Raw genomic sequence first — 1,141 nt, forward strand, 5'->3', positions numbered from 1 at the left:
ACTTTGATGGCGTTCGCGGGCACTCCGGCCCACGCTGACGAGGGCGCGCCGAAGGCTCCTCCTACCGGTCAGCCCGACCTCATCGACTCGCAGGACCCGGGCGGGCGGCAGAACAAGCTCACCGACCTCAAGACCTGGATCATCGAACAGCCCGGCCTCGAGAACAGCGGCTACATCGAGTCGGTGAACGACGCGGCAGCGCTGTCGACGACCCTGCTGTGGCACGGGCCGGCGAACGACACGCAGCAGGCCATCATCGCCGAAGGTCGGCGCCGCGGCATTTCGGTCAACGTCCAGCAACGGAAGTTCAGCCGCGAACAACTCGTTACGGCCGTCGAGACGCTCGCCGGGCGAGGCAAAGACGCATTCGCGGATTTCGACCTCAATTCCATCAGCGGGATCACTGCGGAATTTGACGGCATCAAGGTGCAAGGAGTGCCCACCGGCAAGCCGGCGAAGAAACTCAACGCCGCGTCCGGCAAGGATTCACAACAGGCAGCCGTTGCCAAGGTCGGCGGGGTCGCCGCAGATCAACTCGGCGTGGACGTCAGCGTGGAGTTCGGCGGCGGCGATGAAACCTTTGCGGCGACTCGTGACAAGGATACGCCGGCTTTCAACGCCGGCGGCGTCATGTACAGCCCGGGAACACGTGGAATCTGCTCGACCGGCTTCTCGGTCAAAGTCGGCGCAACCCGCTACACGACGACAGCCCGGCACTGCGTTGCGCATGACTACCGGCCCCTCAACAACACAAAGAGCTACGGCGACGGCGTGCGGAATTCCACAGACGGCGCGGCTCGCCAAATGAGTGCGAAGGGGTCACCGCTCATGTTCGACGGATCCCACAATGATTCCAATGGTTACAAGAAGACCGTCGTTGGTTATGGTGACGTGAGCCTCGGCGACAAGGTGTGCACCAGTGGGGCGAACTCCGGCGTCCACTGCGGCATTCGCGTCACCCAGATGGTTCACTGGTTCGACGATGAGTACCCGCATGTCAGCAATTCAACGTTCTCGACGATCGTCGGAGATCAGGACGACCATAAGACCGCGGCCTGCAAGGGTGACAGCGGCGGCCCGGTCCTGGTGACCGCCGGTGATATGAAGGTCAAGGCCGTGGGCATGATCCAGGGAGGGCCGG

1 protein-coding gene is annotated in these 1,141 nt (G+C 63.3%); it reads left to right on the forward strand.

The window, feature by feature from the left end:
- A partial coding sequence (locus DMB66_RS62225; RefSeq protein ID WP_199753309.1) for a hypothetical protein occupies positions 1 to 1,141 on the forward strand: 1,141 nt, incomplete at both ends.

This window comes from Actinoplanes sp. ATCC 53533 (genome assembly GCF_003947245.1).